The 19,946-nt window shown below is 37.2% G+C and carries 18 protein-coding genes; 12 read left to right on the forward strand and 6 right to left on the reverse strand.

The genetic code is table 11. The features are described from left to right. Positions 1 to 43: 43 nt before the first annotated feature. Positions 44 to 1,531: an Asp-tRNA(Asn)/Glu-tRNA(Gln) amidotransferase subunit GatA gene (gatA, locus tag ACFINC_RS04395; RefSeq protein WP_375616264.1), complete on the reverse strand. Its 1,488-nt coding sequence runs from the start codon at positions 1,529 to 1,531 to the stop codon at positions 44 to 46. Positions 1,532 to 1,562: 31 nt separating this feature from the next. After that, a complete protein-coding gene (gatC, locus tag ACFINC_RS04400) occupies positions 1,563 to 1,850 on the reverse strand; it encodes an Asp-tRNA(Asn)/Glu-tRNA(Gln) amidotransferase subunit GatC (protein ID WP_375616265.1) in 288 nt (95 codons plus the stop codon). A gap of 163 nt (positions 1,851 to 2,013) precedes the next feature. Between gatC and ruvX the strand changes: the two genes are divergently transcribed. Next, positions 2,014 to 2,493: a Holliday junction resolvase RuvX gene (gene ruvX / locus ACFINC_RS04405; RefSeq protein WP_375616266.1), complete on the forward strand. Its 480-nt coding sequence runs from the start codon at positions 2,014 to 2,016 to the stop codon at positions 2,491 to 2,493. Here the strand turns inward: ruvX and ACFINC_RS04410 are convergent. Further along, on the reverse strand, positions 2,478 to 4,097 hold the full coding sequence (locus ACFINC_RS04410; protein WP_375616267.1) for an acyl-CoA dehydrogenase family protein: 1,620 nt from the start codon (positions 4,095 to 4,097) through the stop codon (positions 2,478 to 2,480). The genes ruvX and ACFINC_RS04410 overlap by 16 nt on opposite strands. Before the next feature lie 125 nt (positions 4,098 to 4,222). Here ACFINC_RS04410 and ACFINC_RS04415 point away from each other — a divergent pair, with 125 nt between their 5' ends. The 4 genes from ACFINC_RS04415 to dprA are packed head-to-tail and all read left to right on the forward strand — an operon-like array spanning position 4,223 to position 8,319. Continuing rightward, a complete protein-coding gene (locus ACFINC_RS04415) occupies positions 4,223 to 5,188 on the forward strand; it encodes an aspartate carbamoyltransferase catalytic subunit (protein ID WP_375616268.1) in 966 nt (321 codons plus the stop codon). Further along, complete coding sequence (locus ACFINC_RS04420) at positions 5,185 to 6,486, forward strand: dihydroorotase (RefSeq protein WP_375616269.1); 1,302 nt, start codon at positions 5,185 to 5,187, stop codon at positions 6,484 to 6,486. Before ACFINC_RS04415 ends, ACFINC_RS04420 begins: the two co-directional genes overlap by 4 nt. Positions 6,487 to 6,497: 11 nt before the next feature. Continuing rightward, on the forward strand, positions 6,498 to 7,130 hold the full coding sequence (gene plsY / locus ACFINC_RS04425) for a glycerol-3-phosphate 1-O-acyltransferase PlsY (protein WP_375616270.1): 633 nt from the start codon (positions 6,498 to 6,500) through the stop codon (positions 7,128 to 7,130). Beyond that, entirely contained in the window at positions 7,105 to 8,319 is a 1,215-nt protein-coding gene (gene dprA, locus ACFINC_RS04430; protein ID WP_375616271.1) for a DNA-processing protein DprA, read from the forward strand. The genes plsY and dprA overlap by 26 nt, the downstream gene beginning before the upstream one ends. Here dprA and ACFINC_RS04435 read toward each other — a convergent pair. Further along, positions 8,249 to 8,455 (reverse strand): hypothetical protein, encoded by a 207-nt coding sequence (locus ACFINC_RS04435; protein WP_007347924.1) that lies wholly within the window; start codon positions 8,453 to 8,455, stop codon positions 8,249 to 8,251. The genes dprA and ACFINC_RS04435 overlap by 71 nt on opposite strands. Before the next feature lie 265 nt (positions 8,456 to 8,720). Here ACFINC_RS04435 and topA point away from each other — a divergent pair, with 265 nt between their 5' ends. The 7 genes from topA (at position 8,721) to ACFINC_RS04470 (ending at position 17,455) form a co-directional block, all read left to right on the forward strand. Then, positions 8,721 to 11,294, forward strand: a complete 2,574-nt coding sequence (topA, locus tag ACFINC_RS04440) for a type I DNA topoisomerase (protein ID WP_375616272.1) — start codon at positions 8,721 to 8,723, stop codon at positions 11,292 to 11,294. Positions 11,295 to 11,297: 3 nt separating this feature from the next. After that, a complete protein-coding gene (gene rnr / locus ACFINC_RS04445; protein WP_375616273.1) occupies positions 11,298 to 13,574 on the forward strand; it encodes a ribonuclease R in 2,277 nt (758 codons plus the stop codon). A 368-nt stretch (positions 13,575 to 13,942) separates the two neighbouring features. Beyond that, on the forward strand, positions 13,943 to 15,115 hold the full coding sequence (locus tag ACFINC_RS04450; RefSeq protein ID WP_375616274.1) for an MFS transporter: 1,173 nt from the start codon (positions 13,943 to 13,945) through the stop codon (positions 15,113 to 15,115). Positions 15,116 to 15,216: 101 nt separating this feature from the next. After that, a complete protein-coding gene (rpmG, locus tag ACFINC_RS04455) occupies positions 15,217 to 15,384 on the forward strand; it encodes a 50S ribosomal protein L33 (RefSeq protein WP_004864083.1) in 168 nt (55 codons plus the stop codon). 340 nt (positions 15,385 to 15,724) lie between these two features. Next, positions 15,725 to 16,288 carry a thermonuclease family protein gene (locus ACFINC_RS04460; RefSeq protein ID WP_375616275.1) on the forward strand — a complete coding sequence of 188 codons (564 nt, stop codon included), beginning with the start codon at positions 15,725 to 15,727 and terminating at the stop codon, positions 16,286 to 16,288. Positions 16,289 to 16,315: 27 nt separating this feature from the next. After that, positions 16,316 to 16,945, forward strand: a complete 630-nt coding sequence (locus ACFINC_RS04465; RefSeq protein ID WP_375616276.1) for a uracil-DNA glycosylase family protein — start codon at positions 16,316 to 16,318, stop codon at positions 16,943 to 16,945. Between the two features lie 18 nt (positions 16,946 to 16,963). Then, positions 16,964 to 17,455: an Lrp/AsnC family transcriptional regulator gene (locus ACFINC_RS04470; protein WP_375606910.1), complete on the forward strand. Its 492-nt coding sequence runs from the start codon at positions 16,964 to 16,966 to the stop codon at positions 17,453 to 17,455. Between the two features lie 28 nt (positions 17,456 to 17,483). Here ACFINC_RS04470 and cobT read toward each other — a convergent pair whose 3' ends face one another. Both cobT and dusA read right to left on the reverse strand, forming a co-directional pair. Continuing rightward, a complete protein-coding gene (gene cobT, locus ACFINC_RS04475; protein WP_375616277.1) occupies positions 17,484 to 18,491 on the reverse strand; it encodes a nicotinate-nucleotide--dimethylbenzimidazole phosphoribosyltransferase in 1,008 nt (335 codons plus the stop codon). Positions 18,492 to 18,873: 382 nt separating this feature from the next. Further along, the gene (gene dusA / locus ACFINC_RS04480) at positions 18,874 to 19,854 is read right to left on the reverse strand and encodes a tRNA dihydrouridine(20/20a) synthase DusA (RefSeq protein ID WP_375616278.1); all 981 of its coding nucleotides are present in this window, start codon (positions 19,852 to 19,854) and stop codon (positions 18,874 to 18,876) included. Between the last annotated feature and the right edge of the window lie 92 nt (positions 19,855 to 19,946).

The following is a 19,946-nucleotide window of genomic DNA, read 5'->3' on the forward strand; positions in this document are numbered from 1 at the left end:
AAAGCATCTCTCTATTTAATGAGAAATGCTTTTTTGCGCTTAACTATGATATCCACCATTTTTCTGCACAGTATACTCCTGCTGCTTGTTCAATAATGTGCGCTATCTGAAAAATAACTTCCTCAGAAAAAGGTTTACCAATCAATTGCAATCCTAACGGTAAACCATTTGATGACAGACCAGCAGGAACAGAAATTCCTGGTAAACCAGCCATATTAACTGGTACCGTAAAAATATCATTAAGATACATTGCGACAGCATCATTTTTTATTTTTTCATCAGCAATACCAAAAGCAGGTGTTGGTGTTGCTGGTGTCAAAATAGCATCAATGCCTGAAGCAAAACATTGGTCAAAATCACGCTTTACGAGTGTTCTTACTTTTTGAGCTCTTAAATAACAGGCATCATAATACCCAGATGAAAGAACATAAGTACCAACCAAAATACGCCGCTTAACCTCATCACCAAAACCAATAGAACGGGTGTTTTCATACATCTCAATGATGTCTTTTCCAGGTACGCGCAAACCAAAACGCACACCATCATAACGCGCTAAATTAGAAGATGCCTCTGCAGGAGCTATAATATAGTAAGAAGGCAGAGCATATTTTGTATGGGGTAAAGAAATATTCCTAATTTCAGCTCCTGCTTCTTTTAACCAATTTATTCCTCTTTGCCAAAGTTCAATAATTTCTTGAGACATTCCATCTAGATGATATTCTTTTGGAATACCAATTTTCATTCCTTTGATTGATTGACCAAGATAACTTTCATAATCAGGAACTGGTAAATTGACGGAAGTAGAATCCTTTTCGTCAAAAGAGGCCATTGATCTTAGTAAAATAGCACAATCACGAACATCTCTGGCAATAGGCCCAGCTTGATCAAGGGATGAAGCAAAGGCGACAACTCCCCATCGTGAACAACGTCCATAAGTTGGCTTTATTCCTACAGTCCCAGTAAAAGCCGCCGGTTGACGTATTGAGCCACCTGTATCTGTTGCTGTTGCACCAGCACAAATTTGTGCCGCAACAGCGGCCGCAGAACCACCTGAAGAACCACCTGGTACGAGTTTTTCATTCGAGCCTTTTTTTCTCCATGGATTAATAACGGGACCATAATATGATGTCTCGTTGGATGAGCCCATAGCAAACTCATCCATATTAAGTTTTCCTAACATCACCGCCCCATCTTGCCATAAATTAGCAGTGACAGTTGATTCATAGTGCGGTTTAAAACCATCAAGGATATTTGAACAAGCTTGCGTATGAACACCATAGGTTGCAAAAAGATCTTTAATCCCCAAGGGGATTCCTTCTAAATGCCCTCCCTGCCCTTTTGCCAAGCGGCACTCTGATTCAGCAGCCATTTTTCTTGCCTGTTCTGCTGTTATTGTTACATAAGCATTCAAAGTTGGATTAGCCAATTCTATTGCTTGTAAATAAGCTTCTGTTAATTCCGTTGCTTTGAGCTTTTTCTTTGTTAGAGCATCACGAGCTTGTGCAATTGTAAGGGTTGTTAAATCAGTCATATTGGTTCTCAAATTTTAAAAATATAAAAAGTTACTCAACAATTTTTGAGACAAGAAAAAAATTTTCTTCTGTAATAGGTGCATTGGCTACAATATCTGCTGCTTTATCGCCATCTGTAACACTATCTTCACGCATTCGTAGAGTCATCGGCATCACAGATGTTAATGGCTCAACCCCACTGACATCAACTTCATTCAATTGCTCTACAAAACCTAAAATAGCATTGAATTTTTTTGTCACAGGTTCTATCTCATCATCGTGGAGGGCAATCCTTGCTAAATGTGCTATCCGCTTGACTGTCTCTTGATCAACAGACATACTCTTTACGCCTTTCTGCTTTTTTGTTTATTTATTTGATCTTTATTCTGGCTATACAAGGCTGCACTTGTAAGTGCAAGAATATTAGATAACATGAATTTAGATAACATGAATAAAGAATATAACTATAGATCTGAAACATTAAAAAACGTATTATACCTTTATGACTGTTATTAATATAGATGAAGTTATGACACATCTTTTGCCTGGACAAACAGTAGCAGCTTTAGATTTGGGTACAAAAACGATTGGAATTGCGATTTCTGATATGAGGCTCGTTGTCTCAAATCCACGTCCTGTATTGCAGCGAAAAAAATTTACAGAAGATGCTCGCACACTTATTAAAATTTTTGATCATGAAAATGTAGGTGTTATCATCATTGGCTTACCTCTTAACATGAATGGAAGCAGCGGCTCTCGTGTTCAAGCAACCAGAGCTTTTGTGAGTAATATGAAAGCTTATACAAAAATTCCATTTGTTTTTTGGGACGAACGCTTATCAACAATTGCCGCAGAACGTGCTCTTCTGGAAATGAATGTATCGCGCGCTAAAAGAGCAAGTAGAATTGATTCGGCAGCCGCTGCTTTTATATTGCAAGGTGCTCTCGATAGAATTAAAAACTTTCATCATATGGAAGGATAGAGGACATTGAGCAAATGCCCTGCATTATATCGTGCAATAAGCATCCCATAAGAAGCTCTCCATTGTCCTCCAAGACGGCTTTCCATATAGGCATTTGCAACATGTTCTATGTCTGTCGAACATAAGGAGGCGGCAGCTGCTGCATAGGCTACTTGTTCAACAAAAAATCTTCCAGCTCCCTCATTTGCTGATGCCATATCACCTGCAGACTTAATAATTTCAATTGCTCGGGGTCCTGCTGGTCCAATATCAAGAGCAATTTTTTCTAACAATTTCTGAAACAATCCCGGTGCTTTTTCAGCAATAAGAATAGCATCTTTTACCAATTGATTAGCAGAACTATTTCTCACAATCCGCGCAGGCCCATTATGCAACATTTGCGATAATGGATTATTCTCTATAAAGCTTTCAATACCAAGTTGTGCAATAATTTCACCAATAATAGGCACAACCAATTGACTTACATGATAAGCAATAATAGGTGTCATAATGCGGGCAAAAGCTGCTTCAGAACGATCATTTGCTGCATTGTCAAATGCTCGCGCTAAACGTAAAATCAATGCTTGTGAAGCAGCAATATCTAATGCAATATCTGCAAAAATACGTTCTGTCAGTGGTGGTAAAGGCTGATTTGGCATTTTTTTCCGGAAAAAATCTATGCCAAACTGAAGGGCTGCTCGCAAAACACCTGCCGATATGACAGATTGATCGAAACGCATCATCGTTTCGATGTCTTTAATAACTTTTAGTCCTTCTCCAGCGTTTCCCAAAAGCCAGCCATAACTGCCTTGAAAATCAACAACTCCTTCTGGCGTTAAGAGTTCTCCGGAACGCTGAATTAAATGACGAATCGATATAAATCCATTTAATGCACCATTGTCTTGTATGCGTGGAACGAAAAAACAACTTAAATGACCATTTAAATCTGCACTAACAAGGTATCCATCAGCTGTAGGATTAATAACATTGGTTTTTACAACATTTAAACGATACAGATCACGTTCCATATTTTCATCGAAAGAAATTTTCTTAACACTTGGAAAATTGAAAGCGCCTTTTTCAATATCATCAAATGCACAAGTCAAAGAAGCGGACTTTTTATGATGAATAGGCTTTGATGAGGAATCATATTGGCGTGATAAAAGGACATTTTGCCATTTTTTGAAGAGCTCAATATCACTAATTAAGACAGCAATTGCTGCACTTGTTATAATAACCTCATTTAAATGTCCTGTTTCTAAACCAGCAGATAAAGCTAAACGAATCGCACGTGCTTGATAGCGTACCCCATTTTCTGAGCTTTTATTTTCCCAAAGAGAGGTAACCAAACCCGCTTGTCTAGAATATTGTTGAAGAGCTTGATAGGAAGAATGTATTTCTAATTTCTCTGTTGGCTTCCCCCATTCATCGTTATAATACAGTAAAGGCTTATAATGATTCGCTAAGCAGGAAAGCTTCCAAGCTTCTCTACTCGCTGCAAAATCTCCTATTTCTTCAAAGCTTGCTAATAAAAACTTAGGCAAGCTAGAGGCGATACGAAACATAAGCGTGTCGCTAAGAAAGGTATTTTTTCGACGAGCATTTTGCGCAGATACAGCACTCATAGGTATATTCCACTATTCAAATCATTCATATCATAGACTATTTGTCTTTTTAGAGTTAAGAAACATTTATCATATTCAAACAAATGCTTGTTTAATCTGTTTAGAGAGAGATAAAGAAGAATGCTATGATTCAAGATAATTTTTTTCCACTTTTCCCTCATCAACATCTTTTAGCTATTAAAGATCTAAGTGTACAAGATCTTAATACATTGCTTGATCGTGCAGAAGCAAATGTTATCCTTTCTAACAAAATTGATAAAACAAAACCTATTTTGCGCGGACGGACTCAAATTAATCTTTTTTTTGAAGCCTCTACGCGAACACAATCTTCTTTTGAATTAGCAGGTAAAAGGTTGGGAGCAGATGTGATGAGTGTTGCGATTGGTAACTCATCTGTAACAAAAGGAGAAACATTGCTTGATACAGCCACAACGCTCAACGCGATGAAGCCAGATATACTGGTTTTTCGCCATAGTAGTGCGGGAGCAGCAGCCTTATTAGCGCAAAAAGTTGATTGTTGTGTCATTAATGCTGGTGATGGTGCTCATGAACATCCAACTCAAGCTTTATTAGATGCTCTCACCATTAAAAGAGCAAAAGGTCATATTGAAGGATTAACTGTTGCAATTTGCGGAGATATTTTGCACTCACGTGTTGCGCGTTCTAATATTCTTAGCCTTAATGCTTTAGGTGCTCATGTACGTGTTGTTGCACCTTCAACACTCTTACCTACAGAAATTGCTCATATGAGTGTTGAGGTTTTTAACACAATGAAAGAAGGCCTTAAAGGTGCTGACGTTATCATGATGTTACGCTTACAGCATGAACGGATGACAGGCTCTTTTATTCCTTCCACGCGTGAATATTTTCATTATTTTGGCTTACATAAAGAAAATTTAGCCTATGCTAAAGGCGATTGCATTATTCTGCATCCTGGCCCAATAAACCGTGGTGTGGAGATTGCATCTGATGTAGCAGATGGACCACAAAGTATGATTCATACACAAGTAGAAATGGGAATTGCTGTGCGTATGGCTGTCATGGAGGCTTTATTAGATTCACGCTTGAAAATCAGTGGAGAAAAAAAATGATAAAACCAATTGTTTTTCAAAAGGCTCGTATTGTTGATCCTTCGCGTGCAATCGATGAAATTGGTACAGTTATTGTTGAAAATGGACTGATTATAGCTGCTGGGAAAGAAGCTCTGAATCAAGGAATCCCTGAAGGGGCAGAAGTTATTAATGCACAAAACAAAGCGATTCTGCCTGGACTTGTAGATGCGTGCGTTTTTGTTGGAGAACCAGGAAATGAACATCGTGAAACAATTGCATCTGCAAGTCAAGCGGCCGCAGCAGGTGGTGTTACTTCCTTTCTGATGATGCCAGACACGCACCCAGTCATTGATAATGTAGCACTCGTTAAATTTATTACGCGTACAGCACAGGAAATGTCATCGGTCAATATTTATCCCGTTGCTGCCATCACACAAGGTTTCAACGGACAAGAAATAACCGAATTTGGTTTGCTCAAGGATGCAGGGGCTGTTGCTTTTAGTGAAGGAAAAAAAACACTTCAAAATTCATCTGTTATGCGACGGGCAATGAGTTATGCACGCGATTTTGATGTTCCATTGATGCATGAAACGCAAGATAAAGATCTTACAGAGAAAGGCGTAATGAATGAAGGACTGCTCGCCAGTTGGCTTGGTCTTTCTGGCATCCCGCGGGAAGCAGAAGTCATCCCACTTGAAAGAGATCTGCGATTAGCAGCATTAACGCAAACACGCTATCATGCCGCCCAAATATCGACAGCACTCTCTGCTGACGCACTTCGTTTAGGCAAAAAACGCAGTGAGAAAATTTCAGCTGGTGTATCTATTAATCACTTATCTCTCAACGAAAATGACATTGGCCAATATCACACTTCTTTTCGCTTCATGCCTCCATTACGTATAGAAGAAGACCGAATAGCAATGATTGAAGCGGTAAAGGATGGTACTATAGATATTATTGTCTCTTCCCATGATCCGCAGGGTAAAGATACAAAATATCTCCCCTTTAATGACGCGCCAGTTGGCGCTATTGGTATGGAGACCTTATTGAGTGCAACCTTACGCCTTTATCATGATGAAAGTCTATCTCTTTTACGGATAACTGAACTTTTATCAACGATGCCTGCAAAACTCTTTGGACTCAATGCAGGAACACTTAAAAAAGGGGCTCGTGCGGATCTTATTGTGGTTGATCTTGAAGAACCATGGGTTGCTTCTACAGAGAAGTTCTATTCGCGTTCAAAAAATACACCTTTTGAAAATGCACGTTTTCAAGGGCGCGTGCTCCAGACCTTTGTGAAAGGGAAATCGATTTTTAAACTTAATCAACAAATTTAATGAGATTCTTAATGAATGAAACAGAGATATTTTTTCAATCGATTCCATGGTTTATTTTCCTAATATCGTATCTCATTGGCTCGATTCCCTTTGGTCTTATTTTTACGAGATTGGCCAAACTTGGCGATGTAAGAACTATCGGTTCCGGCAATATTGGAGCGACGAATGTTTTACGAACAGGAAATAAAAAAGTTGCAGCCCTGACACTTCTTTGTGATATATTAAAAGGGACAGTTGTTGTTTTCGTTATAAAGTTTTTGAGTGATCCGCTAGATAATACTATCCTTATTTCTCTAGCGGGTTTTTTTGCTTTCTTAGGACATCTTTTTCCCGTATGGCTTAAATTTAAAGGTGGCAAAGGTGTTGCTACCTATCTAGGTGTTTGCTTGGGGTTTTACTGGCCCGCAGCAATTATTTTCATTATTGTATGGAGTGCGTTTTTTCTCCTTATGCGTTATTCTTCATTATCTGCCCTTGTTGCTGTTAGTATCACGCCGGTATTTGTTTTTTATTTTTCTGATTCTTATTTCTGTTGTATGCTGATTATGATGAGCATATTTGTTTTCATAAAACATTATGCAAATATCGGTAGATTACTCATTGGGGAAGAAAGTAAGATTGGTACGAAAAACGGAGATAAATAAAGGAATCCTACTTACTGATCGTCAACGTCTAAGCTGGTTACGGTTATTTCGTAGTGAAAATATTGGAGCTGTCAGTTTTCGCAATCTCATTGATCATTATAAAACAGCAGAAAATGCTTTGGCCGCACTTCCTGAGCTTAGTAGAAAAGGGGGTGGTTCTGCATCTATTAAAATAGCAAGTTTAGAAGATGCAGAAAAAGAAATACAAGAAGCTGAAAGATTAGGTATTCGGTTTATCGGTATAGGAGAACCAGATTACCCAGCCTTTCTTAGGGTTACAGAAGCATCCCCACCGCTTATTGCTATAAAAGGCAATGTTTCGGTTTTTCAAAAAACTTCTATTGGAATCATAGGATCTCGAAATGCCTCTGCTGCTGGCAAAAAGCTTGCATTTCAATTTGCACATTTTCTTGGAGAAGCCGATTTTGTAACAATTTCTGGGCTCGCTCGTGGAATTGATAGCATTGCGCATCAAGCCAGTTTAAAAACAGGGACCGTTGCAGTCATGGCTGGCGGAATTGATCATGTTTATCCTCCTGAAAATAAAAAGTTGCATGAAGATATTATTGCCAACGGTGGAGCCATTATCAGCGAAATGCCCATCTCATGGAAACCTCGAGCTATTGATTTTCCAAGAAGAAACCGTATTATTGCAGCTTTGTCACTCGGCCTCTTGGTTATAGAGGCCGCACTGCGCTCAGGGTCCTTAATTACTGCACGTCAAGCAGTTGAAATGGGGCGGTTGATTTTTGCCATTCCCGGTTCTCCACTAGATCCAAGATCTGTTGGTACAAACAACCTGATCAAGGATGGCGCTCTGCTCACCACACATCCTTCTGACATCATAGAAACACTTATGCCATTAGTTCCACCGCTTCCAAATTCCCAACTCAATTTTTTTGAGGAATCACCCTCTTTACAACTTGAAAAGGAGAATTTTAGTTCAGCAGACGAAAAAAACAACAAGATCTCTTTAACAGGAGATGACACAGAACGTGCAGCCGTCCTTTCCGCTCTTTCAACAACGCCAATCGACTTAGACACACTGAGTACCCATTCAGGTGTCTCACTCCCAACACTCTACCTTTTATTGGTAGAACTCGAACTTGCTGGAAAGCTTATTCGACACTCTGGTGGTTGTGTGTCATTGTCGAATTTTGATCTTCACCAAGAGCCTCAGCACTATTAATAATGCTTTGCCCTTCTTTGGCAACCATATCCAAAAGCAAAGCTAAAAGCGGACTATGCGCTTGACGCGCCATCTGATTCATTTGCTTTGACATGTCTGTAATATATTGGATAACTTTTAAATGATTTATAAACATAATCCTCTATCCTTGAGCATTTCCCCTCCTACTTCTCAATAGACGTTATCTTAGTATTTCGCCGTATGTTTTTGTAATAACAGTGGAAAATAAATCGTGTAATTCTATATAGGGTGTATTCTAATAATAACAATCACAAGTTGTACAATATTCATGTTTTTTATATGGCTAATATTTTTTTATGTGCTCTTAAGCAATTGCCATTAGCTATTCGTGTGAAAGGCGTTTATAAAAAAAATTTTTATTTCAATATTTGGGTAGAATTATGAATATCGTTATCGTTGAATCTCCAGCAAAAGCAAAAACAATTAATAAATATCTTGGGTCTCAATACAAAGTTGTTGCATCATTTGGACATGTTCGTGATTTGCCTGCAAAAGATGGTTCCGTTTTACCGGATCAGGATTTTTTTATGAAATGGGATGTAGATTCTGCCGCCGCTAAACGTTTAAATGAAATAGCAAAAGCCGTTAAAGAAGCCGATAGCCTTATCTTAGCAACAGACCCTGATCGTGAAGGGGAAGCTATTTCATGGCATATTCTAGATGTTCTTCGTCAAAAAAAAGTTTTAAAAGATAAACCTATTAAAAGAGTTGTCTTCAATGCTATTACCAAAAAGTCTGTGCTTGATGCTATGAACAATCCACGTGATATTGATACATCACTTGTAGATGCTTATCTTGCACGTCGTGCTCTTGATTATCTCGTTGGTTTTACACTTTCACCTGTTTTATGGCGTAAGCTTCCTGGTGCACGTTCGGCTGGTCGCGTTCAATCGGTTGCTTTGCGTATCATTTGTGATCGTGAATCAGAAATAGAACATTTCATTAAAGAAGATTATTGGACAATTACAACACAGTTAAAAACTATCCGAAATGATAGTTTTCAAGCAAGGTTGACGATGTTTAATCAAAGCAAGATTGGCAAGCTTGATATTCAATCTCAAGAACAAGCAGATCAAATTCGTTTTATGTTGGAGAAAGCCCAATATCATACACTCAGTGTTGAAGCAAAACCCACAAAGAGAAATCCTTTTCCTCCGTTTACAACCTCTACACTACAACAAGCGGCTTCTTCAAAATTAGGCTTTTCAGCTTCTCGCACTATGCAAATTGCCCAAAAGCTTTATGAAGGGATTGAAATTAACGGTGAAACGGCAGGACTTATTACTTATATGCGTACTGATGGTGTGCAAATAGCACCAGAAGCCATTGATGCAGCACGAAAAGTTATTCTTGAATCTTTTGGAAATGACTATATTCCTGAAAAACCACGTTTTTATTCAACAAAGGCAAAAAATGCACAGGAAGCACATGAAGCTATCCGCCCAACAGATTTTCAACGTACCCCTAACCAAGTCCGCAATTTTCTTGATAGTGATCAGGCAAAACTCTATGAACTGATATGGAAGCGCGCTATTGCTAGCCAAATGCGTTCCGCTGAAATTGAGCGTACAACTGTTGAAATTGAAGCACAACAAGGAGAAAATCGTGCAAATCTACGGGCAACAGGTTCTGTTGTTCGCTTTGACGGTTTTATTTCTGTCTATACAGATCAACAAAACGAAGAAAATAATGAAGAAAATGAATCAACACGTTTACCACAAATAAACACTGGTGAATCACTTACAAAAGAGAAAGTTGAATCTGTACAACATACCACAGAGCCCCCCTCTCGTTATTCTGAAGCTTCATTAATTAAAAAGCTTGAGGAGTTAGGAATTGGTCGTCCTTCAACTTATGCATCCACATTGGCGACATTGTGTGACCGTGGATATATTGTCATTGATAAACGAAAGCTTATTCCCGATGCTAAGGGACGTATTGTTACAGCCTTTCTTGAAAATTTTTTTAATCGCTATGTAGAATATGGTTTCACAGCAGATCTTGAAGAAAAGCTGGATCTTATCTCTGATGGCAAACTTTCTTGGAAAGACGTATTGCGAGATTTTTGGGATGGATTTAATGCATCTATTAGCAATATCCAAGAACTCCGTATAACCAATGTCCTTGATGTTTTAAATGTAACATTAGCACCTCTCGCCTTTCCTGAACGCGAAGATGGAAGTGATGTGCGTTCCTGTCCTCTTTGTAAAAGTGGTCAATTATCATTAAAACTCGGTCGTTATGGTGCTTTTGTTGGCTGTTCCAATTATCCCGAATGTAAATACACACGCCAACTTGGTACAGATACTGGAGAAGAGAATGAAGCTGTACGCAATGATGAACCTGTTATACTTGGTATTGACCCTGAAACAGGAAAAGATATCTCTCTTCGCAAAGGCCGGTTTGGTCCCTATATTCAACTTGGTGAAAGCAAAGAAGTTAAGCGTGCAGGACTACCAAAAGAATGGCAGGCAGAAAATGTAACCCTTGATAAAGCCTTGGCTTTACTATCCCTTCCCCGTGAAATTGGCATTCATCCTGAAACCGGAAAAACAATCACGGCTACGATTGGACGATATGGTCCCTATCTTAGCCATAACGGAAAATCTGCGCGCCTTCTTCATGCAGATGAAGTTTTTGATATTGGTATCAATCGCGCTGTTACAGTATTGGCAGAACAACAAGAAAACAAAACCAGGCAAAGCAGAACAACACCTGAAGCATTGGCAACATTAGGAGAGCATCCTGAAGGAGGAACCATTACCGTACGCAACGGGCGTTATGGTCCTTATGTCAATTGGGGTAAAATTAATGCAACATTGCCAAAAGATAAAGATCCCATTAATGTAACACTTCCAGAGGCACTAGAACTTATATCGGCTAAAGCATCGAGTAAAAAAACAACTTCAAAAAGAGCTTCTTCTAAAACAAAAGCAAAAATAAAAGAGACATAAATTTTGGCTAAAGGTGAAAAAAACATAAAATATCTCTCTTCATTCAAGGGAAAAACTTTTCCCAATAAGGAAGCAATCCTTTCCTTTATAATTGAGAATCCTAACCACTCAAGTAAACGAGAAATCGCTAAAGCTTTTAACTTAAAAGGCGATTCTCGTATTTTGCTTAGAGATATGTTACGTGAGTTAAAGGATCAAAATCTCATATCTAAACACCACAAAAGAGCAATCAACAAAGGAAAATTACCCCCTGTTTCTTTAGTAAAAATTAGCGGACGTGATAAAGATGGAAGTTTTATTGCACAACCTCTTGAATGGGAAGATTCTCCAAAGCCCAATATTGAAATACACTCTTTTCATCACATAAAAGGAAGTAATATTGGTGTTGGAGATCATATTCTTGTAAAAGTTTTTCGAAATAAAAATTCTGAAAGCTCAAGCCATCCTTATACGGGACGAATTATTCGTAAAATTGAACTATCCCCAAAGAGCACATTTGGTGTTGTACGAAAATTGGAAAATAATCAATGGCGCCTTGATCCTATAGACCGCAAAACCAATGAACTCATTGTTGAAATGTCTCCAGAAATGAAGATTCAAATTGGTGATCTCGTTGAAGTCGAAATAAAAAAAAATACTGGTTATGGATTAAAGAGCGCAAAAATAAAGAATGTTTTAGGGCATATTAAGAGTGAAAAAACACTCTCAATGATTGCTCTTCTCTCAAAAGGAATTCCTTATATTTTTCCTGAAAGCGTTCTTGAGCAAGTTAAACATATCAAAGCTGCCAATATGGATAATCGCGAAGATTGGCGACAATTACCCTTTATTACAATTGATCCACCAGATGCAAAAGACCATGATGATGCAGTTTATGCAACCAAGGATAAGGATCCAGCAAATAATGATGGTTGGATTATTATTATAGCTATTGCAGATGTTTCTTATTATATCAAAACAGGAAGCGCTTTAGATAAAGAAGCATTGAAACGTGGAAATTCTGTTTATTTTCCCGATACCGTTGTGCCAATGTTACCTGAACGCCTTTCTCATGATTTATGTTCTCTACGTGAAGGAAAAGAAAGACCAGCTTTAGCCGTTCGTATGATTTTTGATGCAAACGGTAATAAACGAAAACATAGTTTTCATCGTACTATGATTCGTGTAAGAGCCAAACTTTCTTATCAAGAAGTACAATTGGCAATTGAAGGTAATATAAATGAAAAAATAGCCCCTCTTTTTGAGAGCATTTTGCGCCCCTTATGGGAAGCCTATGCATGCCTTAAAGCTGCGCGAAATCGTCGACAACCACTAGAATTAGAAATTGCAGAAAAAAAGATTATTCTTGATCAAAATGGATGCATAAAAGATGTTGTGAGTGAAACACAATTAGAAGCGCATCGTTTAATTGAAGAGTTTATGATACAAGCCAATATTGCAGCTTCTGAAACATTAAAACAACATCACCAGCCGCTCATTTATCGTATTCATGAAAAACCTTCTCTTGCTAAGCAAGAAATACTTCGGAGCTTTCTTCAAAGTTTGGGGATACCACTCTCCCGAGGAAGCGAACTTACCTCAGCGCGCCTTAATAGAACTTTAGAAAAGGTCGCTCATACTCAACAACAAGAACTAGTCAATCAAGTTATTTTGCGTTCACAATCACAAGCAGAGTACAACCCTAAAAATAGTGGCCATTTTGGTTTGAATTTGCAGAACTATACACATTTTACATCACCAATCCGTCGTTATGCTGATCTCATTATTCATCGAGCACTCATTAAAGCTCTCAAATTAGGAAATGATCAATTAACAGATACACAAGAACAAAATCTTGCAGAAATTGCTACGCAAGTTTCTTTATACGAACGCCGTGCAATGATGGCTGAAAGAGAAACGATTGATCGGCTTGTTGCTCACTATTTAACGAATAAAATCGGTCGTATTTTTACAGGTCGCATTTCCGGAGTTACAAAAGCAGGTCTTTTTATCTCACTTGATAAACTCAATACAGATGGTTTTGTCCATATTTCTACACTTAAAAATGATTATTATCATTTTGATGAAGCACAACATGTTCTTGTAGGACAGCGTAGCCATAAAGGCTATCAGTTAAGTGATGTTGTAGAAGTAAAACTTATAACTGTACAACCTTTTGCTGGCGCTTTATGCTTTGAACTGTTAACAAAACCTCGTCCAATAAAACTTTCACCGACATCCTACCATAAACACAAATTAAAAAAACAAAAGTATACTTTTTATGGGAAAAGAAAAAATTAATTAAAAATAAAAAGTAAAAAACATTTTTATAATTTTCGTTGTATTATTTTTTATTTTAAAGTCTAAAAAGCTTTATTAAAAATAATTAAACCTCTGGTTTCTCGCTTTAAAAGCATATAAATAATAATGACTTCAAATTAAGAAAATACCTATAATATGTAGTATTTATATTATTTTATGTACAAAATATGTTTTATTTAGGATATAAAGATATGTGATTTATTTTATAAATATAGTAATTTTATAAAAATCTTGCAGGCTTTTTATACTTAATAGGTGAGAAAATCTGCAAAAGGGAGCTTGGGCTTTTTTCATTTCAGCACACCTTTTTATTATTCGGATAAACAAAAGTATCTTAAGTCATTCTCATGAAAAAAAAAGCTTTTGACTCTCAAAATAATTCTTTGCGTGCCATTATTGCAGCTATTGCAACCATTGGCACTGTTGGAACAGCATTGGCAATGGGAACACAACTTGTCTCTCTTCTTATGGCAGAGAAAGGACTTTCCAACAGTACAATTGGCTATAGTGGAACAGTTGGTGGAATCGCCACAATTATTGCAGCTATTTTTACGTCTCGAATTGCCTTATGCTTAGGAATCGCTCAAACAATATTGCTTATGATGGCGATAGAATCTTTAAGTTTTTTAGGATTCTATTTTTTTGATCCCATATGGATTTGGTTTATTTTAAAGTTTATATTACATTTCAGCGTGACAGTTATGTTTATCCTGTCAGAGTTTTGGATCAACAGTTATGCTCCCCCCAAAAAACGCGGTTTGATCCTTTCTATTTATGCTATTGTCTTAGGATTAGGGTTTATAATAGGTCTAACGCTGCTAGCAAAAGTGGGAACACAAGGATTTATTCCTTTTGCTGTTGGATATAGTCTTATTATACTTGCTACTATACCAATTCTTACCGCTTGGAAATTAAGTCCAGAATTTCAAAAAAATCAATATATGCCATTTTTTCATTATCTTTTTCACGTTCCAAGTGCAATGATGGCGGTCCTTGTTTACGGGTCCATTCAAATGGGCGTATTAACTCTTATAATACCCTTTAGTTTATCCATTGGTTATAATGAGAATGAAGCAGCACATTTTATGGCAACCCTTGCACTTGGAAATATTTTCCTCTTAATTCCTATCAGCATTATAAGCGACTACGCCAAAGATCGACGTTATTCACTGATGAGTTGCGCTATTCTAGGTTTTATAGGAACTTTTATAATACCATGGATTCTTCAATATCCATGGATTCTGATGCTTGATTTGTTTTTTCTGGGTGGTGTATCAGCGAGCCTTTATACAATTAGTCTTGCACATTTAGGAGCCCGTCTCAAGGGGCAAGAACTTGCTGCTGCTAATTCTGCTTTTATTTTTTGTTATGGAATTGGTATGCTCATCGGACCGACCTTTATCGGAAAATCCATGGATATCTTTAAACCCTTCGGTTTTTCAATAGCCATGGCTGTTTTTTTCGGTTTATATGCCATTTTGGTGTTTGTCCAACTTATGAGAAAATTAATCAGCTCTTGACTTTTTTGAGAACATCCGTAGTGTTGCTGGAGAATCTGATGATGTCGGAAATAAGTTTTGACAGCAATAATATTTTTTCAGTATAACAGGGTATTTACATTATGGCTAAAGCAGCAACCATTAAGATCAAGCTTTTATCAACTGCAGATACTGGTTTTTTCTATGTAACAAAGAAAAACAGCCGTACAATGACAGATAAAATGAGCAAGCGTAAATATGATCCAGTTGTAAAAAAGCACGTTGAATTTAAAGAAACAAAAATTAAATAAATAGCGTATTATTGAATTGATAGGTTTTATATTCTAAGAAAAATGTGGGAGCATTGCCTTCAGAGTTATTGTCTGAGGGATTTTTTGTCTCTTAATAAAGTTTACTTTAAAATTTGTATGGCCTTAAATTTTTATGTTCTGTATGGATTTGGATGAGTTGATTTATTGTTTAAGGTGCTTACATATATCTTGCATGAATATTTGATTGTTGTCATATTGAACAAAAATTTTTTCGTTAAAATGAGATGGTATTTTGTCATATAAATCAAAGTTTCTTGAAAGAATTATAAGCAATACTCGATAGAATGCGTTATAATAATGTAAGCAGTTTCTTTATTTCATGAAAAATTTTTTTTCTCATTTTAATCTAAGAAGCTTTACTCTAAAAGTTACCGGTTTCAGTATTTTTATTGCTGCTAGCATTCTTATTATTAAGTTAACTTATTTTAAGCAGGCTCAACCGTTGCCTCAAAAAGGAAAATTTTCTTTTCAAAACTCTGTTGAAGGAAATGCATTAATCATTGATGGTGATTCCATCATGATTTCTTCAATTAAAGTTCGACTGGCTGGAATTGATGCTCCCGAACTCCACCAGTTTTGCGGAAAAAAGGAGGCACAATACCCTTGTGGGCTTGAGGCAAAAAAATATTTAGAACAACTACTCAAAAATCAAACTGTTACATGTTACTGGCATAAAACAGATAAATATCGCCGCATCCTTGCAACATGTAAAACAAAACAAGTTAGCAATATCAATGCAATGCTTGTACAGAATGGTTGGGCTGTAAGTTATTATGAATACCCCAAAGAAGAGCAAGAAGCGAGAAGGAAAAAGAAGGGAATCTGGGCATCAAGTTTTCAACGACCGAAAGAATGGCGCAAAGAAAATCCTCGCACAGAATAAGAAAATATCTTTTAATTTTATGTACCAATGAAACAATGTAGCCCAATTATCAAACTTGAAAAAAAAATCTATTCCTGTCGTGTTTGTATCCAACAACCACGTTATTTTCCTCCTCTGCCTCATGAGCCCAATCCCGTCGTTTACTTATCTAATACGGCTTTGATTGTAATTGCAGGACAAGCACCAGGATTGCGTGTTCATGAAACTTCTATCCCTTTTAATGATCGTTCCGGCGAAAGATTGCGTAATTGGCTGGGTGTTACAAAAGAAGAGTTTTATAATAAATCTCTCTTTGCTATTGTTCCTATGGGATTTTGTTTTCCAGGTTATGATAAAAATAAAGCTGATTTACCACCAAGACCTGAATGTCGAGAAATATGGCATGAAAAGATATTTCGAGCGATGCCTCAAATAAAGCTTGTTCTTGCCATTGGTCGTTATGCGCAAAAGTGGCATATTACAGAATTAAAACATAAAACCGTTTCAGCAACTGTTCGTGATTGGAGAAATGTCCTTTCCATCCCCCAACCTCGAGGCTATAATGTTATGCCTTTGCCTCATCCATCATGGCGAAATACTTCTTGGTTACAGAAAAATCCATGGTTTAACGATGAGCTTATTGTATATCTGCGCCTTTTAGTACGTAAGTTTTTATAATTAAAATATGAGAAAAATATGGACCGTCTTGACCGAAAAATTTTACATCTTTTACAAGAAAATGCAACGCTTTCTGTTGCTGATATTGCTAAAAAAGTTGGACTTTCAACCACGCCTTGCTGGCGTAGGATTCAAAAACTTGAAGAAGATGGTGTTATTCAGCGGCGTGTTGCTGTTCTTTCCCCAGAAAAAGTAAATGCGCACGTCACTGTTTTTGTTTCTATTCGTACAAATACACATAGTCATGAATGGTTTAAGCGTTTTTCACAAATTGTGCAGGAGTTCCGTGAAGTTATTGAATTTTACCGAATGAGTGGAGATATTGACTATTTATTGCGTGTTGTTGTTCCCAATATTGAAGCTTATGATCTTTTTTATAAAAAATTAATTTCTAAAATTGATATCCGTGATGTCTCATCTTCTTTCGCAATGGAACAGATTAAATATACAACGGAGCTTCCGCTGAATTATATTAAATTACATGAAAAGGTAAATGAGCACAACTCTTAAGCGTTTTTTATATCCGTCTCATCATCTTTTAAGTGTTCAAACTTTCTTGTTCCAAAACCGCCATTTGTGCATGAGTTAAAACAGCAGCTTTGACAATTCCAGCTGCTATAGCTGCTCCTGTTCCTTCACCAAGACGCATTCCAAAATCTAGAAGTGGTTCTTTGCCAATTTTTTGTAAAAGTTTACGATGGACTTTTTCAGAAGAAACATGTCCAACAAGAGTATGATCAAGAGCTTTTGGATGCATTTTATAAAGGATCGCTGCCGCTGCTGTTGCCACAAAACCATCTAAAATAACGGGTATCTTTTCCATTCTTGCCGCTAAAATAGCACCAACCATAGCAGCAATTTCACGTCCTCCTAAGCGACGCATTATCTCAAAAGGATCATTTAAATGCTCCTTATGCAAGGAAACTGCTGCCTTAACTGCTGCTATTTTACGCTGATAAAAATCACCCTCCGCCCCCATACCATTTTCTGTCCACTCTTCAACGTCTCCACCAAACAATGCTAAACATAAAGCTGAAGCTATGGTTGTGTTTCCAATCCCCATTTCACCAATACATAAAAGATCTGTTCCACCAGCAATGGATTCCATTCCAAATGCCATTGTGGCTGCTGCACTTCTCTCGTCCATTGCGGCATCCTTGGTAATATTCATTGTTGGATATTCCAATGCTAAATCAAAAATTTTTAATCCAAGATCATAAGCGATACAAATTTGGTTGATAGCAGCACCACCAGATGCAAAATTTTGTACCATCCTTTGTGTCATAGACTGTGGAAATGGTGTAACATTCTCTTCTACGATACCATGGTTTCCAGAAAAAATAGCGACCAAAGGTCGCGTTACGATAGGTTTTTCTGTACCCCTCCACCCCGCATACCAAACAGCAATATCTTCCAGTTTCCCTAATGTTCCTTGCGCTTTTGTTAAGTTTTTTTGCCTTTTTTTTGCCAAAATTATAGAAAATTCATCAGCAACAGGTAAATTTGTAAGCAAAGCACGAAAATCATCAAATGGGCTAGCGGTCATGAGGATACCTTTTAAAATCTACAATGTTTAATGAAAATCACGTCATATAGATAGGATATGAATAATTTATTGCTTTTTTTAACAGGGCTTTAAAAACGTTAAGTATTCTAAAAACAATGATTTTTATATTTTATTTTCTAACCAGATAACGAACATGCAAGATTCAATATCTTATACTATCTTTACACGATACCCTTAACCTATTCTTCTAATAAATAGGAGCAATCCGCATGTTATTTAATATATAAATCCTAATATTCTTTCTATAACAGAAGTTATAAGCTTTTAAAAACTCATTAAAATTAAAGTCATCAAAATCATCGCAAAGCAATCAAAGAGCAAAAGATCTTAACTTTAACATAGGTTAATTGTCAGGCTGTTATTAAATGAGAGCATGAAAAGCTTCTTTCAAAATATATATATCTGCATTTGGTTTTGTCGCATCATTTGATAATATTTGCCGCCATCGACGCGCCCCACCCCGCCCATGAAATAAACCAATCATGTGACGCGTCACATGAGCAAGCCGCCCCCCCGATGCAATATGTCGAGCCGCATAATCACACATAATCTCAATAAGATCACTCTCACTCAAATTATTCTGCGACTCACCATAGAGTTCAAAATCAATATATTTTAACAAAGTTGGATCATGATAAACTTGGCGACCAACCATCACAGCATCACAGAAAATCAAGTGCTGTTTGATCTCATCAATAGATTTAATTCCACCATTTATTCCAATGAATTTATGAGGATATTTACGTTTTAATTTATAAACCCTTTCATAATTAAGGGGCGGAATATTACGATTTTCTTTCGGACTCAATCCTTGTAGCCATGCCTTGCGAGCATGGATCCAGAGTGCATCACATCCAGCATTCCAAACCTGATTAGCCAAAAGATCTAATGCTAATTCTTCATCTTGTTCATCCACTCCAATCCGACATTTAACAGTTACAGGTATCGTAACCACTCGTTTCATCGCTTCCACAGCATTTGCTACAATGTCTGGATGTAACATCAAACAAGCTCCAAATACTCCTGCTTGAACACGATTTGATGGGCAACCAACATTGAGATTTATTTCGTTGTAGCCAAAATCCTCAGCAATTCGCGCAGCTTCTGCTAACTTTTTCGGATCTGCCCCCCCTAATTGTAATGCAACTGGACGTTCTTTGTCGCTAAAAGCCAACAATTGTTCGCGAACACCATAAATGACAGCATCTGCTACCATCATTTCCGTATAAAGGAGTGTTTTTTCCGTTAAAAGACGATAAAAGAATCTGCAATGTCGGTCTGTCCAGTCCAACATTGGTGCTACTGCAAATTTTACAGGTGATGGAAGGTTGTAAAATATCATGAGGGTATTACTCTCATGTCCCTATAGCTCTCTCTTTATACATAAAAAAATTCTTACTTTTAGTTTGCAGAAAGTTTTATTCTCTTATACTA

The organism is Bartonella sp. AP58NXGY (assembly GCF_042195785.1).
Taxonomy (GTDB): Bacteria; Pseudomonadota; Alphaproteobacteria; order Rhizobiales; family Rhizobiaceae; genus Bartonella.

Excerpts from the sequence above, each read along its gene's own strand:
- gatC (WP_375616265.1), bottom strand. The coding sequence starts at position 1,850 with ATGTCTGTTGATCAAGAGACAGTCAAGCGGATAGCACATTTAGCAAGG.
- ACFINC_RS04465 (WP_375616276.1), top strand. The coding sequence starts at position 16,316 with ATGAAACAATGTAGCCCAATTATCAAACTTGAAAAAAAAATCTATTCC.
- ACFINC_RS04415 (WP_375616268.1), top strand. The coding sequence starts at position 4,223 with ATGATTCAAGATAATTTTTTTCCACTTTTCCCTCATCAACATCTTTTA.
- topA (WP_375616272.1), top strand. The coding sequence starts at position 8,721 with ATGAATATCGTTATCGTTGAATCTCCAGCAAAAGCAAAAACAATTAAT.
- cobT (WP_375616277.1), bottom strand. The coding sequence starts at position 18,491 with ATGACCGCTAGCCCATTTGATGATTTTCGTGCTTTGCTTACAAATTTA.
- rpmG (WP_004864083.1), top strand. The coding sequence starts at position 15,217 with ATGGCTAAAGCAGCAACCATTAAGATCAAGCTTTTATCAACTGCAGAT.
- ACFINC_RS04460 (WP_375616275.1), top strand. The coding sequence starts at position 15,725 with ATGAAAAATTTTTTTTCTCATTTTAATCTAAGAAGCTTTACTCTAAAA.
- ACFINC_RS04410 (WP_375616267.1), bottom strand. The coding sequence starts at position 4,097 with ATGAGTGCTGTATCTGCGCAAAATGCTCGTCGAAAAAATACCTTTCTT.
- ruvX (WP_375616266.1), top strand. The coding sequence starts at position 2,014 with ATGACTGTTATTAATATAGATGAAGTTATGACACATCTTTTGCCTGGA.
- ACFINC_RS04420 (WP_375616269.1), top strand. The coding sequence starts at position 5,185 with ATGATAAAACCAATTGTTTTTCAAAAGGCTCGTATTGTTGATCCTTCG.
- ACFINC_RS04435 (WP_007347924.1), bottom strand. The coding sequence starts at position 8,455 with ATGTTTATAAATCATTTAAAAGTTATCCAATATATTACAGACATGTCA.
- gatA (WP_375616264.1), bottom strand. The coding sequence starts at position 1,531 with ATGACTGATTTAACAACCCTTACAATTGCACAAGCTCGTGATGCTCTA.
- ACFINC_RS04450 (WP_375616274.1), top strand. The coding sequence starts at position 13,943 with ATGAAAAAAAAAGCTTTTGACTCTCAAAATAATTCTTTGCGTGCCATT.
- ACFINC_RS04470 (WP_375606910.1), top strand. The coding sequence starts at position 16,964 with ATGGACCGTCTTGACCGAAAAATTTTACATCTTTTACAAGAAAATGCA.
- plsY (WP_375616270.1), top strand. The coding sequence starts at position 6,498 with ATGAATGAAACAGAGATATTTTTTCAATCGATTCCATGGTTTATTTTC.
- dusA (WP_375616278.1), bottom strand. The coding sequence starts at position 19,854 with ATGATATTTTACAACCTTCCATCACCTGTAAAATTTGCAGTAGCACCA.